This window comes from Roseomonas aerilata DSM 19363 (assembly GCF_000711725.1).
Taxonomy (GTDB): domain Bacteria; phylum Pseudomonadota; class Alphaproteobacteria; order Acetobacterales; family Acetobacteraceae; genus Roseomonas; species Roseomonas aerilata.
This window is the reverse complement of sequence record NZ_JONP01000025.1, coordinates 15,606-31,201: the sequence shown is the minus strand read 5'-3', so window position 1 is coordinate 31,201 and position 15,596 is coordinate 15,606. Positions and strand designations below refer to the sequence as shown.

15 protein-coding genes and 1 tRNA gene are annotated in these 15,596 nt (G+C 71.5%); 10 read left to right on the top strand and 6 right to left on the bottom strand.

Translation table 11 applies throughout. From position 1 onward, the window contains the following. Positions 1–3: 3 nt before the first annotated feature. On the top strand, positions 4–975 hold the full coding sequence (locus BO39_RS21955; protein ID WP_043837518.1) for a Bug family tripartite tricarboxylate transporter substrate binding protein: 972 nt from the start codon (positions 4–6) through the stop codon (positions 973–975). Positions 976–1,074: 99 nt separating this feature from the next. Here BO39_RS21955 and glnA read toward each other — a convergent pair whose 3' ends face one another. Together glnA and BO39_RS21945 are read right to left on the bottom strand one after the other, a co-directional pair. Continuing rightward, positions 1,075–2,496, bottom strand: a complete 1,422-nt coding sequence (gene glnA, locus BO39_RS21950) for a type I glutamate--ammonia ligase (protein WP_043837516.1) — start codon at positions 2,494–2,496, stop codon at positions 1,075–1,077. Positions 2,497–2,596: 100 nt separating this feature from the next. Beyond that, on the bottom strand, positions 2,597–2,935 hold the full coding sequence (locus tag BO39_RS21945) for a P-II family nitrogen regulator (RefSeq protein ID WP_043837514.1): 339 nt from the start codon (positions 2,933–2,935) through the stop codon (positions 2,597–2,599). Between the two features lie 311 nt (positions 2,936–3,246). On the opposite strand from BO39_RS21945, the gene BO39_RS21940 reads away from it, so the two are divergent. The 4 genes from BO39_RS21940 (at position 3,247) to BO39_RS21925 (ending at position 6,311) form a co-directional block, all read left to right on the top strand. Continuing rightward, a complete protein-coding gene (locus tag BO39_RS21940) occupies positions 3,247–4,458 on the top strand; it encodes an aminotransferase (RefSeq protein ID WP_043837511.1) in 1,212 nt (403 codons plus the stop codon). 108 nt (positions 4,459–4,566) lie between these two features. Then, positions 4,567–4,639 (top strand) — tRNA-His (locus tag BO39_RS21935). An 87-nt stretch (positions 4,640–4,726) separates the two neighbouring features. Then, positions 4,727–5,494, top strand: a complete 768-nt coding sequence (locus BO39_RS21930; protein ID WP_043837509.1) for an SDR family oxidoreductase — start codon at positions 4,727–4,729, stop codon at positions 5,492–5,494. 10 nt (positions 5,495–5,504) lie between these two features. Beyond that, entirely contained in the window at positions 5,505–6,311 is an 807-nt protein-coding gene (locus BO39_RS21925) for an aspartate dehydrogenase (RefSeq protein WP_245615334.1), read from the top strand. On the opposite strand, the gene BO39_RS21920 is transcribed toward BO39_RS21925, so the two are convergent. Next, complete coding sequence (locus tag BO39_RS21920; RefSeq protein WP_043837504.1) at positions 6,295–7,164, bottom strand: LysR family transcriptional regulator; 870 nt, start codon at positions 7,162–7,164, stop codon at positions 6,295–6,297. The two genes, BO39_RS21925 and BO39_RS21920, sit on opposite strands and share 17 nt — an antisense overlap. A gap of 154 nt (positions 7,165–7,318) precedes the next feature. Between BO39_RS21920 and BO39_RS21915 the strand changes: the two genes are divergently transcribed. The 4 genes from BO39_RS21915 to BO39_RS21900 are packed head-to-tail and all read left to right on the top strand — an operon-like array spanning position 7,319 to position 12,171. Continuing rightward, positions 7,319–8,311 carry a Bug family tripartite tricarboxylate transporter substrate binding protein gene (locus BO39_RS21915; protein WP_043837598.1) on the top strand — a complete coding sequence of 331 codons (993 nt, stop codon included), beginning with the start codon at positions 7,319–7,321 and terminating at the stop codon, positions 8,309–8,311. A gap of 5 nt (positions 8,312–8,316) precedes the next feature. Further along, on the top strand, positions 8,317–9,282 hold the full coding sequence (locus BO39_RS21910; RefSeq protein ID WP_245615332.1) for a D-2-hydroxyacid dehydrogenase family protein: 966 nt from the start codon (positions 8,317–8,319) through the stop codon (positions 9,280–9,282). A 19-nt stretch (positions 9,283–9,301) separates the two neighbouring features. Beyond that, on the top strand, positions 9,302–10,108 hold the full coding sequence (locus BO39_RS21905) for an enoyl-CoA hydratase/isomerase family protein (RefSeq protein WP_052402443.1): 807 nt from the start codon (positions 9,302–9,304) through the stop codon (positions 10,106–10,108). After that, a complete protein-coding gene (locus BO39_RS21900) occupies positions 10,105–12,171 on the top strand; it encodes an acetate--CoA ligase family protein (protein ID WP_043837503.1) in 2,067 nt (688 codons plus the stop codon). The genes BO39_RS21905 and BO39_RS21900 overlap by 4 nt, the downstream gene beginning before the upstream one ends. Before the next feature lie 9 nt (positions 12,172–12,180). Here BO39_RS21900 and BO39_RS21895 read toward each other — a convergent pair whose 3' ends face one another. From BO39_RS21895 to BO39_RS21885, 3 genes are all read right to left on the bottom strand, one after another. Further along, complete coding sequence (locus tag BO39_RS21895) at positions 12,181–13,356, bottom strand: M20 aminoacylase family protein (RefSeq protein ID WP_043837501.1); 1,176 nt, start codon at positions 13,354–13,356, stop codon at positions 12,181–12,183. Positions 13,357–13,423: 67 nt separating this feature from the next. Next, positions 13,424–14,287, bottom strand: coding sequence for an SDR family oxidoreductase (locus BO39_RS21890; RefSeq protein WP_043837498.1), 864 nt, complete (start codon positions 14,285–14,287; stop codon positions 13,424–13,426). Then, positions 14,284–14,976, bottom strand: coding sequence for an extensin-like domain-containing protein (locus BO39_RS21885; RefSeq protein ID WP_043837496.1), 693 nt, complete (start codon positions 14,974–14,976; stop codon positions 14,284–14,286). Before BO39_RS21885 ends, BO39_RS21890 begins: the two co-directional genes overlap by 4 nt. Before the next feature lie 132 nt (positions 14,977–15,108). Here BO39_RS21885 and rplM point away from each other — a divergent pair, with 132 nt between their 5' ends. Continuing rightward, on the top strand, positions 15,109–15,594 hold the full coding sequence (gene rplM / locus BO39_RS21880) for a 50S ribosomal protein L13 (RefSeq protein ID WP_043837494.1): 486 nt from the start codon (positions 15,109–15,111) through the stop codon (positions 15,592–15,594). Positions 15,595–15,596: the final 2 nt, after the last annotated feature.

The window sequence follows — 15,596 nt, the reverse complement described above, 5'->3', positions numbered from 1 at the left end:
GCAATGGTCCGCCCTTCGCTCCCCCGCCGCGTCATCCTCGCCGGCGCAGGGCTCGCCACGCCCGCCGCACTGCGGGCTCAGCCCGCCTCCGCACGTCCGCTCCGCCTGATGGTGGGCTTCGCCCCCGGCGGCGCGGCCGATACCGTTGCGCGGCTGATCGCGCCCGCCATGGGTGCCGCGCTGGGCCAAACAGTCGTGGTGGAGAACCGCAGCGGCGCGAGCGGCACCAACGCCGCCGCCTTCGTCGCCGCCGCGTCGCCGGACGGGCAAACCGTCCTTCTCTCCACGCTCACGCAGGCCTCCAACCCGCACCTCTTCAGCGGCCTGCCCTTCGACTACGCGACGGCCTTCGCCCCCGTCAGCCTGGTCGTGCTCTTCCCGACCGTACTCGCGGTGCGGAGGGACTTTCCGGTGAGGGACGCGGCGGGCTTCCTCGCTCTCGCCCGCCAGCGGCCGGAGCCCATCGCCTACGGCACGCCTGGCAACGCGACCGCGCAGCACATGGCGGCGGAGCTGCTGCAGCTCCGCACCGGCATCCGGCTGGAGCACATCCCGTATCGTGGCGGCGCCGACGCGGCGCGCGACCTCGCGGCCGGAGTGGTGGAGGCGAGCTTTAACTCTGTCGGCACGCTGCAGCCCGCCCTGGCCGCCGGCGCCCGCCCCCTGATGGCCGTGACCGCCGAGCGCATCCCGAGCCTGCCGGACGTGCCAACGGGCGCGGAATGCGGCATTCCCGACCTCGCCCTCTCCGACATCTGCGGCCTCTTCTCCCCGGCCGCGACACCGCCCGAGCGGGTGGCGCGGTTGCAGGCGGCGGTTGTCGCCGCGCTGGCCACGGAGGAGGTGCGCGTCCGCCTGCGCGGCATGGAGGTGCAGGGCGTCGGCAGCACCGCCGCCGAGTTCACCCGCTTCATGGAGACGGAGAGCGCCCGGCTGGGCACGCTCATCCGCGCCGCCGGCATCAAGCTCTCCTGACCCACCCTCTCCCGACCCATTGCGGGCCCGAAAAAAGGAACGGCCCGCGTCTCTCGACGCGGGCCGCCCCCCCAGGCGATCAGCCGTGAGCGACGTGGCTCAGACCGAGTAGTACATCTCGAACTCGACCGGGTGCGGGGTGTGCTCGAACCGGTACACGTCCTGCCACTTCAGCTCGATGTAGCTCTCGATCTGATCCTTGGAGAACACGTCGCCGGCCAGCAGGTACTCGTGGTCGGCCTCGAGGGACTGCAGGGCCTCGCGCAGCGAACCGCAGACGGTCGGGATGCCCTTCAGCTCCTCCGGCGGCAGGTCATAGAGGTCCTTGTCCATCGGCTCGCCCGGGTGGATCTTGTTCTTGATCCCGTCCAGGCCCGCCATCAGCATCGCGGCGAAGGCGAGGTAGGGGTTCGCGCCCGGATCCGGGAACCGCACCTCGACACGCTTGGCCTTCGGGCTCGTCGCGTAGGGGATGCGGCAGGAGGCGGAGCGATTGCGGGCCGAGTAGGCCAGCAGCACGGGGGCCTCGAAGCCCGGGATCAGCCGCTTGTAGGAGTTGGTCAGCGGGTTGGTGAAGGCGTTCAGCGACTTCGCGTGCTTGATGATGCCGCCGATGTACCACAGCGCGTGGTCGGACAGGTCCGCGTAGCCGTTGCCGGCGAAGAGCGGCTTGCCGTCCTTCCAGATGGACTGGTGCACGTGCATGCCAGAGCCGTTGTCGCCATAGACCGGCTTCGGCATGAAGGTCGCCGTCTTCCCGTAGGAATGCGCGACGTTGTGGATGCAGTACTTGTAGATCTGCATGTGGTCGGCCTGGGTGATCAGCGGGCCGAACTTGGTGCCGAGCTCGTGCTGGCTCTGCGCCACCTCATGGTGGTGCTTCTCGCCGAGGACGCCCATCTCCATCATCGTGGAGAGCATCTCGGCGCGCAGGTCCACCTCGGAGTCCACAGGGTTCACCGGGAAGTAGCCGCCCTTCACGCCGGGGCGGTGGCCCATGTTCCCCTCCGGGAACTCCTTCATGGAGGCGCCGGGGCCCTCACCGCTCTCGAGGCGGTACATGCCGTAGTTGCCGCCCGTGCCGAACTTCACGTCATCAAACACGAAGAACTCGGCCTCGGGGCCGAAGAAGGCGGTGTCGCCGATGCCGGAGGACTTGAGGTAGGCCTCGGCCTTCTTCGCCGTGCCGCGCGGGTCGCGCGAGTAGAGCTGGCCAGTCGAGGGCTCGATGATGTCGCAGAAGAGGATCAGCTGCGGCTTCGCGCTGAAGGGGTCCATGCAAGCATTCAGCGTGTCCGGCATGAGGATCATGTCGGACTCGTTGATCGCCTTCCAGCCGGCGATCGAGGAGCCGTCGAACATGATCCCCTCGGAGAAGGTGTCCTCCTCGATGGTGGAGACGTGCTGGGCGGTGTGCTGCCACTTGCCCTTCGGGTCCGTGAACCGGAAGTCCACGTACTCGACGCTGTTCTCCTTGATCATCTCCATCACCTTGGAGACGCTTTCCTTACTATTCGCCATTCGATGGCCCCTATTCGGCTGAAACGCGTTAAACTTGCGGGACCGTTCCTGCCCCGCCTGGCCCGCCCGCGCCCCCTTGGGCCAGCGGGCGGGAGAGCTGCTACACGGCTTCCTCGCCGCGCTCCCCGGTGCGGATCCGCACCACGTCCTGCACCTCGGTGATGAAGATCTTGCCGTCGCCGATCCGCCCCGTGCGCGCGGCGGCGGTGATCGCCTCCACGGCGCGCTCGGCCAGGTCGTCGGAGCAGATCACCTCGATCTTCACCTTCGGCAGGAAGTCCACGACGTACTCCGCGCCGCGGTAGAGTTCGGTGTGCCCCTTCTGTCGGCCGAAACCCTTGGCCTCGACCACGGTCAGGCCCTGCAACCCGATCTCGTGCAGCGCGTCCTTCACCTCGTCGAGCTTGAAGGGCTTGATGATCGCTTCGATCTTTTTCATCGGCTCCGTATCCCGCGGGGTTCGGGGCACCCCGCTCCTCCCGCGTCTTGGCCGCGACCCCGTAGCGAGGGCCGCTGGCCGGCGGACGTTGCACGGCCCGTGCCGCCCGGGCAATGCCGCAGCCGGGCGATTCTGGAAAGCCCCTCCCTTGAGGGAAGGGGAGAAGGGGCAGTTTGCCCATTTATTAGGCAATTCGCCCAGGCGCGATTGCGCCAGAAGGCGCCTCACCCCATCATGGGTTCGAACCCCTCCCGGGCCCGATCCGCGCGGAACCCGCACCGCCGCCCCCCTCCGGAACGTCCAGGCCGAGCATGAACGCCCCCTCCCATCCGTCCCTCAAGCCGCAGAACGCCCTTCTCTCCGGAACCGGGACGACCGTCTTCACCGTGATGTCGGCACTCGCCGTGGAGCACGGGGCGATCAATCTCGGCCAGGGCTTCCCGGACTACGAGGGGCCGGAGCCGGTGCTGCGCGCCGCCGCTGACGCCCTCATGGACCATCGCAACCAGTACCCGCCGCTGACCGGCGTGCCGGAGCTTCGCGCCGCGGTGGCGGCCGCGAACCGGCGCTTCTACGGGCTCGAGATCGACCCGGCCTCCGAGGTCGTGGTCACCTCCGGCGCGACCGAGGCGATCACCGCCAGCCTTATGGCCGTCCTCGACCCCGGCGACGAGTGCGTGCTGATCGAGCCGCTTTACGACACCTATCTGCCGGTGGTGCGGATGCTCGGCGCCATCCCGAAGCTAGTGCGCCTCACGCCCCCGAAGTGGGAACTGCCCCGGGCCGAGCTGGCCGCCGCCTTCGGCCCGCGCACGAAGGCGATCCTGCTCAACTCCCCCATGAACCCGACCGGCAAGGTCTTCACGACAGCCGAACTCGCCTTCATTGCCGACCTGGTCCAGCGCCACGGCGCCTACGCGATCTGCGACGAGGTCTATGAGCACCTGACCTTCGACGGCTGGTCCCACATCCCGCTGATGACCCTGCCGGGCATGCGGGAGCGCTGCATGCGCATCGGCAGCGCCGGCAAGACCTTCAGCCTGACGGGCTGGAAGGTCGGCTACGTCACGGCCGATCGCTCCCTCGCGCCCAACGTCGCCAAGGCGCATCAGCTCCTCACCTTCACCACGCCGCCGAACCTGCAGCGGGCGGTGGCCGTCGGCCTCGGGCTGGACGACGCCTATTTCGCAGGCCTCTCCGCCTCGCTCGGGGCCAAGCGGGACCGGCTGGCGGCCGGGCTCTCGGCACTCGGCTTCGGGGTGCTGCCCACCCAGGGCTCCTATTTTGTGACGGCCGACTTCCGCCCGCTCGGCTTCGCCGGGGACGACGTCGCCTTCTGCCGCCACATCACCGAGGCCGCGAAGGTCACGGCCATCCCCGTCTCGGCCTTCTACGCGGGGGAGGGGGCGCCGAATCACTATGCCCGCTTTGCCTTCTGCAAGGCCGACGCTGTTCTGGACGAGGCACTGGGCCGCCTCGCCGCCTGGAAGGGCGCCCGCGGGGCAGTGCGCGCGGCCGGCTGACCCCGGCTCGCCATTACACCCGTTGACGGGAGCCCGTCCGGCACCCTAAACCGCGCCGCCGGCCGGAACTCCCGGTCGGTTGCCGGAACCTTTGGTTCCGGCGGTATGGCGGCCTTAGCTCAGTTGGTAGAGCGCCACGTTGTGGTCGTGGATGTCACGGGTTCGAGCCCCGTAGGTCGCCCATCTCCCCTTTCCCTTCCAGTCCTCCCGGTTGACAGCCGCGCCGCATCCTTCACGACTGGCGCCGCGAAGGATCGGAGGAACGGCCTTGCATCTCAGCCTCGAAGGGCGACGCGCCCTGGTCACCGGCGGCTCGCGCGGGCTCGGCCTCGCCATGGCCCGCGCCTTCACCGAGGCCGGCGCCCGCGTTGCCATCGTCGCGCGGGAGGAGGGGCCCCTCGCCGAGGCCGCCGCCTCCCTCCCTGCCAGCGTCCCAGTCCAGGCAGACCTCGCCACCGCCGAGGGCTGCGAGCGCGCCTTCGCCGCGGCCGAGGCGGGGCTGGGCGGCGTGGACATCCTCGTCAACAACGCCGGCACCTCCCGCCGCGCGCCCTTCACCCAGATCACCGACGCGGACTGGCAGGCCGACCTCGACCTGAAGCTCTTCGCCGCCATCCGCCTCACCCGCCTCGCCTGGCCGGGTATGGCGGAGCGGCGCTTCGGGCGGGTAATCAATGTGCTGAACACCGGGGCCAAGGCGCCGCCCGCGGGCGGGGCGCCCACCGCCGTCTCCCGCGCTGCCGGTCTCGCCCTGATGAAGGTGCTGGCGGGGGAGGGGGCCTCGCTCGGTATCAACGTGAACGCCCTGCTCGTCGGCAAGATCGACAGCGACCAGTGGGTGCGCCGCCACGCCGCCGACCCCGCTGGCCAGACCTACGAGGAGTGGAAGGAGGAGGCCGGCCGCGCCATCCCCATGGGGCGCATGGGCCGGGCTGAGGAGTTCGCCGCCATGGCCCTGGCGCTCGTCTCCGCAGCCGGCGAATACGTCACCGGCACCGCCATCAACGTCGATGGCGGCCTCTCGCCGGTTCCCTGAGGAGATCCCCGTGGAGAAGACTGTCGCGATCGCGGGCCTGGGCGCCATCGGCCTGGAACTCGCCCGGCTGCTGGACGCGCAGCCGGAAGGGCTGCGCCTTGTTGCCGTCTCAGCCCGCGACTCTGCGAAGGCCGAGGCGAACCTCGCCGGCTTCGCCCATCGCCCGAAGCTCGTTCCCCTCGCCGCCCTCGCGGACGAGGCGGAGATCGTCGTGGAATGCGCCCCGGCCGCCGTCTTCGAGGAGGTGGCGCGCCCCGCCATTGCCCGCAGCCGCCTCTTCGTCCCGGCCTCGGTCGGCGCGCTGCTACCCCGCATGCATCTCGTGGAGGAGGCGCGCCGCACCGGCGCCCGCATCCTGGTGCCCACCGGCGCCCTGCTCGGCCTGGACGCCATTCGCGCCGTGGCGGAAGGGCCGGTGGAGAGCGTGACCATCGAGACTCGCAAGCCGCCGCGCGGGCTGGAGGGCGCGCCCTACCTCGCGGAGAAGGGCCTCGACATGGGCGCGGTGACGGAACCGACCCTTGTCTTCAAGGGCAACGCATTGGAGGCGGCGCGCGGCTTCCCCGCCAACGTGAACGTCGCCGCCGCCCTCGCCCTGGCCGGCATTGGGCCGGAGCGCACCACAGTGGAGATCTGGGCCGTGCCCGGCCTGCCTCGCAACACCCACACCATCCACGCCGAAGCCGGCGCCGCCCGCCTGACCATGACCGTGGAGGGGGTGCCGAGCGAGACCAACCCGCGCACGGGCAAGCTTACGCCGCTCTCGATCCTCGCCCTGCTGCGCGGCCTCGTCTCCACGCTCAAGGTGGGCAGCTAGGCTCCGCCACCTCCTCCAACAGCCAGTCCGTGAAGGCGGCCACAGCCGGGCGCAGGGGGCCGACGGGGCGGATGAGCCAGTAGTGGTCCCCGGCTGGGATGGTGTCGGGCGCCAACCGTCGCAGGGTGCGGCGGCGCAACTCGCGCTCGACGAAAGCGGGGGAGCAGATGACCGCCCCCATGCCCTCCATCGCCGCCTGGATGGCCAGGGTGGTGCTCTCAAAGACCAGCGGTGCCGAAGCGGGCGCCAACCCGTGCGCCGCGTGCCACAGCGCCCAGTCGTTCGGCCGGACGCGGCTGGCGAGGAGCCGCAGCCCCGCGAGCGACCGCCCGCGCGCGAGGGCGGGCGCGGCGAAGGGCGCAAGCAGCACCGGCTGCAGCCGCAGCGCGCCCGGGGCGGGCGGCGTGTCAGCGGGGGAGGTGCGCACGGCCACATCCGCCCGTGCATCGCTCGCTGCATGCGCGTCGGTCGATGTGGAGACCTCCACTTCCACCCCCGGATGCGCCGTGCGGAAACCCGCCAGGCGCGGGATCAGCCAGCGCAGCGCCCAAGTGGTATAGGCGAGCACCCGCACCGGCCGCGATCCCCCCGGCAAGGCGGCGGTCGCCGCCCGGATGCGGGCGAAACCCTCGCCCAGCGCCTCCGCATAGGCCGCGCCCGCCTCGGTGAGCCGGACGAGGTTGGCGCCGCGCCGGAGTAGCGGCACGCCCAGCCGAGCCTCCAGCTCCCGCAGCCGCTTGCTCACGGCGGGCTGGGTGACGTTCAGCCGCGCGGCCGCCGCACTGAGGCTGCCGGTTTCCGCTACCAGCACGAAGGCATGGAGGGAGGCGAGGGAAGGCACGTCATTTGCCATGCGCCAGCATAACCCTGGGTTGGGGAGGGGCAACCATTCCTCCCTGGCCGGGCGCCTCGGCCTGAGCGCATGCTCCGCCTCCCCCGAGCGACGGGGCCGCCGGCCACACCGGCAGGAAAGCCACCGGGACAGATCCCGGGGAGGAGGAATGCCCATGCGCCGCCGTGCCGCCCTGACCCTGCCCGCCCTTGTGCTGCCCGCGCTGGCCATGCCGGGCCTGATCCGCCCCGCCCGCGCCCAGGAGCGCTACCCTGACCGCCCCGTCCGCCTCGTGATCCCATTCGCCACCGGCGGCAGCAACGACGTGGTGGGGCGGCTGGTAGCCGAGGGCATGGGCCAGCGGCTGGGCCAGACCTTCGTTGTGGAGAACCGCGGCGGCGCGGGCGGACTGATCGGTAACGATCTCGTCGCGAAGTCGAGGACGGAGGGCTACGACCTGCTGCTCGCCGGCAGCGGCAGCTTTCTCATCAGCAGCCTCGTGCAGCCGCGCGTGCCCTATGACGTGGTCGCGGACTTCACGCCCGTCGGCTTCATCGGGCAGGCGCCCAACGTCATCTGCCTTAACCCCTCCGTCCCCGCCCGCAACCTGCGGGAACTGCAGGAGGTCGCGAAGAGGGCGAACCCGCCGCTCACCTACGGCTCCCCCGGCGTCGGCACCACCGGCCACGTGCTGCCGGCCATGATCGCATTGACCCTCGGCGTGCAGATGGAACACGTGCCCTATCGCGGCACGGGTCCTGCTCTGACGGACGTGCTGGCGGGGCGGCTGAGCATGATCACCAATGCGCTCGCCCCGCTGAAGCCGCATATCGAGTCCGGCGCCCTACGCGCCATCGCCCTGGCCGCGGGCGCCCGGTCCTCCGTGATGCCGAACATCCCCACCACGGGAGAGGAGGGTTTCCCGACCATCCTCTCCTCCACCTGGTACGGCATCGCCGGGCCGAAGGACATGCCGGCGGACCGCGTGACCCGGTTGCACAGGGCGTTGAACGCGACGCTGGCCGACCCCGAGATCGCTCGCCGCCTGCTGGATGAGGGCGTTGAGGTACAGCCGAGCCCTACCCCCGCCGACTACGCCCGCTTCCTCGCCGAGGACCGTGAGCGCTGGGCGGACGTGGTGCGCCGCGCCAACATCAAGGCGGAGTAGGGGACGTGCCGCTGCGCCGCATCGCGGTGCTCGACGATTTCGGCGCCGCCGCGCACGCGGCGGCCGACTGGTCCGGCCTGCCCGTCACCTTCTTCCCCGACCACATGGCGGAGGAGGCGGCGCTGGCCGAGCGGCTGGCCGGGTTCGACGCGGTGGTCCTCATCCGCGAGCGCACGCCTTTTCCCGCCTCCCTCATCGCCCGCCTTCCGGATCTGCGGCTGGTCGTCACCACCGGGGCGAAGAACCGGCTGCTGGACCTCGCGGCCCTCGGGGCACGCGGCATCGCCGCCTGCGGCACGCCCTCCCTCGACACGCCGACAGTGGAGATGACCTGGGCGCTCATCCTCTCCCTCGCGCGGCGCGTGCCCTTCGAGGACGCGGCGCTGCGGGTGGGGCAGTGGCAGACCGGGCCGGGACGCAGCCTGCAGGGGGCGACGCTCGGCGTGGTCGGCTTGGGCAAGCTCGGCCGCCAAGTCGCCACCCTCGGCCGCGCCTTCGGCATGGAGGTCATCGCCTGGAGCAGCAACCTGACCGAGGACGCCGCCGCCGACGCGGGCGTGCGCCGCGTGGAGAAGGCGGCACTGCTGGCCGCGGCCGACATCGTGACGCTTCACCTCGTCCTCAGCGAGCGGTCTCGCAACACGCTCGGCGCGGCGGAGCTGGCGGCGATGCGACCGGGAGCGCTGCTCGTGAACACCGCGCGGGCGGGGCTGGTGGACCAGGCGGCGCTGCTGGTGGCGCTTGAATCCGGCCATCTCGGCGGCGCCGCCATCGACGTGCACGACATCGAGCCGATGCCGCCGGACCATCCTCTCCTGCGGGCACCGCGCACCATCCTGACCCCGCATCTCGGCTACGTCACCGCCGAGAACTATCGCCTCTACTTTCAGGGGGCGGTGGCCGCGCTGCGCGCCTTCGAGGCCGGCCGGCCGCTGCCGCACCCGCTGACACCCCAACCGCGGGCCGCCTGATGCCCGCCCGGAGACAGCCGTGAAGACCTACAACGCCATCGTCCTGACCGCGGAAGGCCCCGTGGCCACGCTGACGCTGAACCGCCCCCAGGCGCGCAACGCCATCGACGACCCCATGCGCTACGAGATGCTCGACGCGCTGGACTACGTGGCAAAGGAGGAGAGCATTCGCGCCCTCGTCGTCACCGGCAGCGGCAAGGGCTTCTGCTCGGGCGGCGACGTGAAGGGCATGCAGCAGCGGCTGAGCGCGCCGCAGGGGATGATCGGCATCAACGGCTGGCGGCGGCAGCACCGCACGCACCACATGCTCTCGGCGCTGCACACCCTGCCCAAGCCGACCATCGCGGCGGTGAACGGCGCGGCGACCGGCCTCGGCTGCGACCTCGCACTCTGCTGCGACTTCGTTGTCGCCTCCGAGGCAGCAACAATGGCGATGAGCTACGTCTTGCGCGGCCTGATCCCCGACGGCGGCGGCCTTTATTTCCTGCCGCGCCGCGTCGGCCTCTCCCGCGCGAAGGAACTCATTTTCTCCGGCCGCACGGTGCAGCCGGAGGAGGCGCTGCGGATCGGCATGATCGACCGCGTGGCCGCGCCCGAGGCGCTGGTGGCGGAGGCGCAGGGCTGGGCGGCCGAGCTGTCGAGGAACGCGCCCGGAGCGGTCGCGCTCAGCAAGACCATCCTCGACCAGAGCTTCGAGCTGAGCATGGAGCAAGTCTTCTCCTTGGGCAGCCAGGCCCAGGCAATCTGCTATTCATCCCAGGACCACCTCGACTCCGTCGCCGCCTTCCTGGAGCGCAGCGCGAAGCGGAAGGAGGGCTCGTCGTGAACGCCATCGCGCGCCTTCTCGCCCCCCGCAGCGTCGCCGTCATCGGCGCCTCGGCCGACGCGACGAAGATGACGGGACGGCCGGTCGGCTACCTCCGCAAGCACGGCTTCACGGGCGCGATCTACCCGGTGAACCCGCGCGTGACGGAAATCGCGGGCCTGACCTGCTACCCCGACGTCGCCTCGCTGCCGGAGGCACCGGACGCCGCCATCGTGCTCCTCGGCCCCGAGCGCGCGGAAGCCGCCGTGCGCGACCTCGCTGCGCGGGGCACCGCGGCCGCCATCGTTCTCGCGAGTGGCTACGGCGAGACGGATGAGGAAGGGGCGCGCCGCCAGGTGGCGCTGAAGGAGGCGGCGGGCTCGATGCGCCTGCTCGGCCCCAACACGATCGGTTTGGTGAACCTCACGGACCGGATCACCCTCTCCGCCACCGGTGCGCTGGAGATGGGGAACCTCCGCGCGGGCGCCATCTCCGTCGTGTCGCAGAGCGGCGGCATCCTCGGCGCGCTGCTCTCTCGCGCGACGGACCGCGGCGTCGGCTTCGCGAAGCTCGCCTCGACCGGCAACGAAGCCGACCTCGACAGCACCGATCTCATCGAGCACCTGCTGGACGACGAGGCCACCCGCGTTATTGCCGTCTACATGGAGGGACTGCGGCGCCCCGAGGTCTTCCGGCAGGTGGCGCTGCGGGCAGCCGCGATGAACAAGCCCATCGTGGTGTTCAAGGTCGGCCGCTCCGAATCCGGCGCCCGCTCCGCCAGTTCCCACACCGGCGCGCTGGCGGGCGCGGACCGCGTCTACGACGCGCTGTTCCGCCAGTGCGGCGTGATCCGGGCCGAGACCTTCGCGGATCTGCTGGACATCCCCGCCGCCCTCGCGCCTGGCCGTCGGGCGGCGGGGAAGCGCGTGGCGATCCTCACCTCCACGGGCGGGGCGGGAACGCTGGTGGCGGACAGCCTCGGCCTGGCCGGCTTCGACGTGCCGGTTCCCGACGCCCCGACCGCCGCGCGCCTCGCCGCGCTGACGGGGGAGGCGGCCTCGGCCGGGCGCAACCCGCTGGACCTGACGCTCGCGGGCCTGCGGCCCGACCTGCTCCGCGGCGCGATCGACGCCTTGCAGGAGAGCCCGTCCTTCGACGCCACCGTGGTGATCGTCGGCTCCTCCGCTCTTGCCCAGCCGACCCTTGCCTCGGACGCGGTGGTGGAGTGCCAGGCGCGGGGCGAGAAGCCCATCCTCTGCTATGTCAGCCCGCACGCGCCGGAGGTGACGCAGCTGCTGAACGGGCAGGGCATCCCCGCCTTCACCGCGCCCGAGGCCACCGCCTCCGTCCTCGCGGCCCTGCAGCCGCGGCCGGTGCCCCCCGCGCCGCGCCCGCCCGCGGCGCCCGACCCTGCCATCGCCGCCCTGCCGGCCGGGCCGCTGAACGAGGCCGAGAGCAAGGCCCTCTTCGCCCGCTTCGGCCTGCCCGTGGCGCGGGAGGCGGTGGCGAGCGACCCTGCCGGCACCATCGCCGCCGCCGAAGGCCTGGGGGAGCGCGTGGTATTGAAGGTTCTCTCCCGCGACATCCCGCACAAGAGCGACCTCGGCGGCGTGGCCGTGGGCCTGCCGCCCGCCGCCCTGCCTGAGGCCGCCGCCACCATGCTGGAACGGCTGCGTGCTGCCGGCGCCCCCGCGCCCGAGGGCTTCCTCGTGCAGGAGATGGTGCGCGGCGGCGTGGAGCTGATCCTCGGCTTCCACCGCGACCCGCAGCTCGGCGCCGCGCTGCTGCTGGGCATGGGCGGGGTAGCGGCGGAGCTGCTGGGCGACACCGCGCTGCGCCTGCTGCCCATCACCCGCGCCGACGCGGAGGGGATGGTCGCGGAACTGCGCACCGCCCCCCTGCTGCGAGGCTACCGCGGCGCACCCCCAGCCGACGTGCCGGCGCTGGTAGACGCCATCCTCGCCTTCGCCGCCATGGCTGGGGCGGCGGGGGAGCGGCTGATGGAGGCGGAGATCAACCCCCTCTTCGTCCTGCCGGAAGGAGAAGGGGTGCGCGCGGTGGACGGGCTGGCCGTCCTCCGCTGAAGCCGGCGCTCAGCCCCGCCGGGGAAGCTGCCGCTCCACCATTGTCGCCCACCAGGAGGCGCCGAGCGGCAGCACCGTGTCGTTGAAGTCATATCGCGGGTGGTGGACCTGCGGATCCTCCGGCGTGCGGCCGGCGCCGAGCATGAGGTAGGCGCCGTCCTTCGCGTTCAGCATGAAGGAGAAGTCCTCGCCCCCCATGGTCGGCTTGGGCAGGAGTTGCACCTTCGCCTCCCCGGCCACGGCGCGCGCAGCCTCGGCGGCAAGGCCCGTGCTCGTCTCCTCGTTGATGGTCGCGGGGTACATTCGGTCGAAATGCACCTCCGCTTCGGCCCCGTAGGCGGCGGCGATGCCGGTGGCGAGGGAGCGGACCTTGTTCTCCAGAATGTCGCCGACCTCCGGCGAATACCAGCGGGCGGTGCCGCGCAGGTTCACCACCTCGGGGATCACGTTGAAGGCCATGCCGCCCTCGATCTTCCCGATAGTGATGACGCCCGCCTCCACCGGCTCCACGTTGCGCGCCACGATGGACTGGAAGGCCGTCACGATCTGGGAGGCGATGACGATCGGGTCGTTCCCCTGGTGCGGCATCGCCCCGTGCGCGCCCTTGCCGGTCACGGTGATGCGGATATCGGCCACCGCCGCCATCACCGGCCCGACGCGCCACAGGAAGGTCCCCTCTGGCGCGCCCGGCCAGTTGTGCAGGCCAAACACGCGGTCCATCGGGAAACGCTCGAACAGCCCCTCCTTCACCATCACCTCGCCGCCGCCGCCCATCTCCTCGGCGGGTTGGAAGATCATGTAGGCAGTGCCGGAGAAGTTCCGCGTCTCCGCAAGGTAGCGCGCGGCGCCGAGCAGCATGGCGGTGTGCCCGTCATGCCCGCAGGCATGCATCACGCCGGGGGTGAGGGAGGCGTGCGGCACGCCCGATTCCTCGTGGATCGGCAGCGCGTCCATGTCCGCGCGCAGGCCGATCGCCCCACCCTCGCCGCGCCCGCGGATGACGCCCACCACGCCAGTGGTCGCGATCCCCGTGATCACCTCGTCGCAGCCGAACTCGCGCAGCTTGTCGGCAACGATCCCGGAAGTCCGCACCTCCTGAAAGTTCAGCTCGGGATGCTGGTGGAAGTCCCGGCGCCAGGCCGTCATGTCGTCGTGGAACTCGGCGATACGGTTGATGATGGGCATGGGGTCTCCGGCAGCGGCGAAAGGGGACGGATGGTGATCGGGCAGGGGCGGGGTGCCAAGCCCCTGCTCAGGCAACCCCGCGCGAGAAGGTAAGGGCCAGACCCTCATCCAGGCCGATCGGCTCCACGTCCAGTAGCGCGCGCATCGGGCCGATGTCGAAGGCCTTGTCCTCGGTCAGCCGGCGAAGCTCGGCCGCGCGGATACGAGGCAGGCCGGGCACCACCCGCAGCAGCGGCACCAGCGCCAGCAGCGGACCGAGCGGCAAGGGCACCACGCGCGGCGGGCGGAACCCGGCGGCCCGGCAGACGGCGCGGAGGAAATCGGCGTAGCGGACCGGCCCCGGTCCTGCCACGACCACCGCCTCCGGCCCCTCCCAGTGTCGCCGCAGCGCTGCCATCAGGGAGCGCGTGACGTCCGACTGGTGGATCGGCTGCACGAGCGAGGTCCCGCCGCCGGGCAGGGGGGCGACCGGCAGGCGGCGGAGCAGGGCCGCCAGGCGCTGCACGTTGTCCTCCCCCTCCGCGCCGTAAATCATCGTGGGGTGCAAGATCACGCCGGGCCGGCCGCTCTCCATCAGCGCCGCCTCGCCCTGCCTTACCCCGTCCCCATGGTCGTCGCGCCATTGGGAGAAGCGGCGGGTGCTGCCCATCAGCACAAGCGGCGCGGCGGGAGGGGCGGCGGCGAGGATGGCAGGCGCGTGGCGCGCATGGGCGCAGGAGACGACGCGCGCCGCCCCTTCCAGCGCGGCCCGCAGAGTGTCGGGGTCGCGCAGGTCGGCGATCCGCGGCACGCCCGGCATCCCCGTCGAGGCCCATCGCTCCGCGTGGCGCACCACCGGCAGGAAGCCGATCCCTTCGGCCGCCAGGGCGCGGCAGAGGGCCAGTCCGGACCTTCCGGAGGCGCCGATGACGGCGATGGGCCCGGTGCTCATCGGCATGTTCCCCAGCCCCCGCGGTCAAGGTGGAAGTGGTCGCGATGGGCGGCGTTGTAGTCCGGCCCGAGCACGGTCGCGAAGACCCGACAGGCCGCATCCCGCGCGCGGCGGAGGAAATCGCCCGCCTGATCCGGCGCGTTCCAGTCCCGTGGCAGCCCCACGCTGCGGCCATCCGCCAGGGTGAAGCCCGCGATGTCGATCGCGTTCGCCGTCGCGTGCTGGCTGCGCCGGCCGCCCTCCTGGCCATAGACGTTGCGGCAGTTATAGGTGCCGAGGTGCCGCACCCCCGTCACCCGCTGCCCGAGGGAGGCGAGCGCGGCCGGCTGCAACCCATGGCGCTCGAACACCACCCAGGCCGCCGCGATCGGGCAGTTCACCACCGGCGCTGAGGGCAGGAAGCGCAACTCGCTCGCGAGTCTCACCGGCTCCACGATGCCGCAGCCCTCCCGCAGCGGCTGGGGCGGAAGCTGGTGGAGGGGGATGCCCGAAAGCGCGAAGGCCGCCGCGCAGGCCCCAGGCTCCCGAGCCATGCGGGAGAGCTTGTAGCGCGTGAGGAACCCCGGCGGCGCCCGCAGGTCGAGCGGTGCGGACGGGTCCCAGGCCGGCGGCAGCACCACGGCGCGCGGCAGCAGCAGCACCAGCGCCGCTAGCAACGGCAGAAGGAGAAGGGGGAGCCAGCGGCGCATCAGAAGGCGCTTGCGAAGAGGTGCGGCAGAGCCCCCGCAGGCTGTGGTATTATGTTACCACACATCTTTTCCTTGACGTGCCGGGCTGCCCCGGCCATATGCGGCCGACATTTCTGACTGAACACACGGATCATGCTGCAAACCCAGACCCGCTCGATCAAGCCGGCGGAGGTCCAGAAGAACTGGATCCTCATCGACGCCGACGGCCTCGTCCTCGGCCGCCTCGCCGCCATCGTGGCGGACCGGCTGCGTGGCAAGCACAAGCCCACCTTCACCCCCCATGTCGATTGCGGCGACCACGTCGTGATCATCAACGCCAAGCGCGTGCGCGTGACCGGCAACAAGGCCGAGCAGTCGGTCTTCTACTGGCACACCGGCTACGCCGGCGGCATCAAGGGTCGCACGATCCGTGCCGGCCTTGAGGGTCGCTTCCCCGAGCGCGTGCTCGAGAAGGCGGTGGAGCGGATGATCACCCGCAACAATCTCGGCCGCGCCCAGATGCGCAACCTGCACGTCTATGCCGGCGCCGAGCACCCGCATGCCGGCCAGTCGCCGCAGCCGCTGGATGTGGGCGCGATGAACCGCAAGAACCTCGCCGTCGCGAAGAAGGCCGCCTGAGC